At 66.2% G+C, this 3,351-nt stretch carries 5 protein-coding genes; all 5 read right to left on the reverse strand.

What is annotated here, in order from left to right; genetic code table 11:
- Positions 1–201 precede the first annotated feature (201 nt).
- Complete coding sequence (locus A8G15_RS28670; protein WP_068166596.1) at positions 202–528, reverse strand: hypothetical protein; 327 nt, start codon at positions 526–528, stop codon at positions 202–204.
- Positions 525–1,325 (reverse strand): ParA family protein, encoded by an 801-nt coding sequence (locus tag A8G15_RS28675; RefSeq protein ID WP_068166597.1) that lies wholly within the window; start codon positions 1,323–1,325, stop codon positions 525–527. Before A8G15_RS28675 ends, A8G15_RS28670 begins: the two co-directional genes overlap by 4 nt.
- Before the next feature lie 193 nt (positions 1,326–1,518).
- The gene (locus tag A8G15_RS28680) at positions 1,519–1,845 is read right to left on the reverse strand and encodes a hypothetical protein (protein ID WP_068166598.1); all 327 of its coding nucleotides are present in this window, start codon (positions 1,843–1,845) and stop codon (positions 1,519–1,521) included.
- Between the two features lie 64 nt (positions 1,846–1,909).
- Positions 1,910–2,863, reverse strand: coding sequence for a DUF3560 domain-containing protein (locus tag A8G15_RS28685; protein ID WP_068166599.1), 954 nt, complete (start codon positions 2,861–2,863; stop codon positions 1,910–1,912).
- A gap of 74 nt (positions 2,864–2,937) precedes the next feature.
- The gene (locus A8G15_RS31325) at positions 2,938–3,129 is read right to left on the reverse strand and encodes a hypothetical protein (RefSeq protein WP_068166600.1); all 192 of its coding nucleotides are present in this window, start codon (positions 3,127–3,129) and stop codon (positions 2,938–2,940) included.
- Positions 3,130–3,351 lie beyond the last annotated feature (222 nt).

Raw genomic sequence — 3,351 nt, forward strand, 5'->3', positions numbered from 1 at the left:
GTGGTCGGTGGGGCCGGTAGGGCCGTGTGCGGCGATCGGGTGAGGGGCGCGCGGGGAGCGGGAACCTTGGGAGGGAGGTCGGGGGTCCGGGGGGCGGAGCCACTGGGATCAGTAGGCCGGCACCGTCGTCGGTGGTGGCCGGCATAGACCGAAGGCCCCGACGGGGTCGGGGCCTTCAACGGTGGTGCGTCGACCGTTCGGTCAGTCGTCGGAGTCCTTGTTCTTGCGGCGGCGGATCTTCTCGACGTCGGGGAAGGGCTGGCCGTCGTTGTATTCGCGCTCAAGGTTGGCGGTGTATTCGGCGATGGCCTCTTCGATGAAGCTGTTGATGCTGCGGTGCGAGCCTGGGTAGGCGCCGCGCAGTGTCTTCTGGGCGTTGGTCGCTGCGTCGATGACAGACTCGGCGAGGGTGAAGGTGCGCCGGACCAGGCTGGGCTGTTGCACGAGCTTCTTGGGTGCGCGGGCCGCGGGGGCAGTGGTGTCGTCGTCGGGGTCTTCGGCGTCGAACATGCTGCGGAGATCGCTCATGATTTCTTCCTTTGGGTGATGAGGGCGGCGAGCTCGTCGTATACCTGTGCGTTGCGCCAGCCGTCTTTGGTCTCGGCCAGGGAAACCCCTGCTTCGATCGCTGCTTTGATTGCTTCCCGGTAGCCGATAGTGGCCAGGACCGGAATGCCGGCCTCGGCCAGATCGGTGGTCCATTTCTGGGCGATCTTGGTGTTGGTTTTGTACATGTTGAAGATCGCTCCGCGGACCCACAGACCTGGGTTGCTGCGCTTTTTGATGCGCTGGGCGTATGCGGTGACCCGCTGCATGGCGTCGACGCTGAACTGGGTCGGCTCGTTGATCACGATGAGCTGGTCGGCGGCTGCGAGCGCGCACAGTTCGAGTGCGTTTCGGGTGGGGGAGCAGTCGATGAGGATGTAGTCGTAGTGCTCCCGGATCGGCTCGAGTGCTTCGCGCAGGATGTGCGGTCCCTCGAGGGGATCGTTCGAGATGTTCTTTTCTGCGCTGATCAGATCCGCGGGGTTCTTGGGTGCTGCGATCAGGTCCATCCCGCCACGCACGTCCTTGACGATTGCATCGGAGGCGGACCGGCGGCGTTCGGCGTGCAGCTCGACGATGTGATCGACGGTCACCGTCGCGCTGTCCCGTCGGTCGGGCTGCGTCTTGGTGACGGTGAGCGTGAGGTTGCCGGAGGGGTCCAGGTCGATCAGAAGCACGTTCTTGCCGGCCCGGGCGATGGCTTCACCGAGGTTCACCACGGTGGTGGTTTTGCCGACGCCACCTTTTTCGTTGGTGAGCAGGATGATCTGGGAGGTCATGGCCGTCCTTTCTTGATGCGAGAATACAGCATTTCTGGTTCGTATCGGATGCTTTTTTCGTGACTATCGGCTCTTTGGTGTGCCTCAGATGTGCTTTAGGTGTGTATTTGGTGTTGGCGACCGGGGCGAATGGCAGCGGCCAGGGCTCGATGCCCTGGCCGTTGGCTACCGCCGGCCGGGGGCCTGGGGTGCGTTAGGTGATCTCGATGCAGTCGCGGCATTCCCAGCCTTGCGGGGTCTGGGTGCAGGTGCGCCGCTGTTCACACATCCAACACCGTTGGTTGCGTCGGCGTGCGGGTTGGGGTGTTTCGGCGATGATGCGCAGTTGGGCGCGGTAGGCGGCGCGGGTGTCGTTGTCGCGGGCGGTGATGTCGGCGTGGGTGAGGGGTTCTCGGCTGTCGGTCTTCTGCAGCATCGGTCCGAAGATGGTGCGGCAGGTCTGGCAGGGGGTGAGTTCCTCGGCGACGGGTTGGGTGCAGCCGGGCAGGATGCATTCGGCGAACAGTGATTCGGTGGTCATAGTGTCCTCGCGGCGGGTGGCCGCGGCGGCCGCGACATCGTGTCGCGGCCGCCGGGGTGGGTGGTCACTGTCCGGGGCGGATGGTGGTCTTGGCGTCTTCGGCGCGGGCGTCGGTGATCTTGTCGTAGGGGATCTTGTCGTTCCATCCGGGGTCGGTCTCGACGGTGACGGTTTTCGCGTTGACTCGGCGGATCCGGTACCAGGTGCTGTGGCAGCAGACGTAGTAGCCGGGGCGCAGGTCGGCGCGGGTGTAGAGCTTGGGGCCGCCGTCGGCGTCCTGGGCTGCGCGTACCGCGGTCCAGTATTCGATGTCGGCTTCGAGTTCGGCTTTGTCGAGTCGGAGTTGTTCGATGTGGCGGGCGCGGGCGGCGTTGCCGGGGTCGGTGTTGTGGGCGTGCTCGTAGTCGGTGAGTAGGCGCTCGATACGGCGTAGTTCGGCGGATTGGCGCTCGATGCGGCGGTGGATTACTGCGGGGTTGTTGCGGTGGTCGGTGCTGTGGGCGGCGACGGTGGCGCGGCGGGTGGCTTCGGCGGCTGCGGCGTCGGCGTCGATGGCGGCGCGGGCGGTGGTGTGGGCGCGGTCGAGTGCTCGGCGGTGGCGGGCTTCGCTGTGGTGTCCGATTTTGACGGGTTCGCCGCCGTAGGGGAGTGCATCGCAGGCTCGGTCGTGGCGGGCGCGGGCGGCGTCGGCTGCGTCGGCCTTGCGTTCAGCCTTGGCGGCGAGGGCGTCGGCGCGGTCGGTGAGGCGGGCGTCGCGGTCGCGGTGGGCGTCGGCGGCGGCGCGCAGTTCGGTGTCGATGTCGGTGTCGACGGCGTATCCGGCGGCGCGAAGTGCCTCGGCGGTGCGGTCGATGCGGGCGAGCTGGGGTGCGCGGTCGCGGCTGAACGGTAGGTACCAGGCAGTGATGCTGCGGCCCCATTTCCACCCTGCGGTCTTGAGGATGGCGGCGGTGCCGTCGCCTTTGGTGGTGCCATCGATGATCGTTCCATCGGCGGGGGTGTGGTTGATGGTGAGCACGTGCGGTGTCCTGTCTGGTCGATGGTGGGGCGGGTGGGGAGCCGGTGCGGCTCCCCACCCGGGGTCGTCGGTGGTCAGCTCAGACCGGCCTGGAAGGCTTCGCTGATCTCGGCTTCGGTCATGCCTGCGGCGCGGGCGGCGGCCTTGGTGTCGCGCGATTCGGCGAGTACGACCGACAGGTCTTTTCCGGTGGAGATGTTGACGAGCAGGGCGTCGACGTCGCGGGCGATGTCGCGGAGCTTGGCGATGATCTCTTCTTTGTTCATGTCTCAATTTTACATCTATTTTGGTGCTTTTTTGATGTTTTTTTGATGTTTTTCGGGTGACTTGCGTCACTGTCTTTTGTGCCATGACCTGCGGTTTTGCGGTGACCACGGGGTGGTTCGGGGGGTCGCCGGGGAGCGGGTTCCTCGGTCGGTCGGCCGGGTCCTGGTGAACCGGGCGCGGCGGCCGCCGGGCAAGGGCGGGTTTCCCTTGCGCGGTGGTCG

Source organism: Rhodococcus phenolicus, assembly GCF_001646785.1.
GTDB classification, from domain to species: domain Bacteria; phylum Actinomycetota; class Actinomycetes; order Mycobacteriales; family Mycobacteriaceae; genus Rhodococcus; species Rhodococcus phenolicus.

Excerpts from the sequence above, each read along its gene's own strand:
- A8G15_RS28680 (WP_068166598.1), bottom strand. The coding sequence starts at position 1,845 with ATGACCACCGAATCACTGTTCGCCGAATGCATCCTGCCCGGCTGCACC.
- A8G15_RS31325 (WP_068166600.1), bottom strand. The coding sequence starts at position 3,129 with ATGAACAAAGAAGAGATCATCGCCAAGCTCCGCGACATCGCCCGCGAC.
- A8G15_RS28675 (WP_068166597.1), bottom strand. The coding sequence starts at position 1,325 with ATGACCTCCCAGATCATCCTGCTCACCAACGAAAAAGGTGGCGTCGGC.
- A8G15_RS28670 (WP_068166596.1), bottom strand. The coding sequence starts at position 528 with ATGAGCGATCTCCGCAGCATGTTCGACGCCGAAGACCCCGACGACGAC.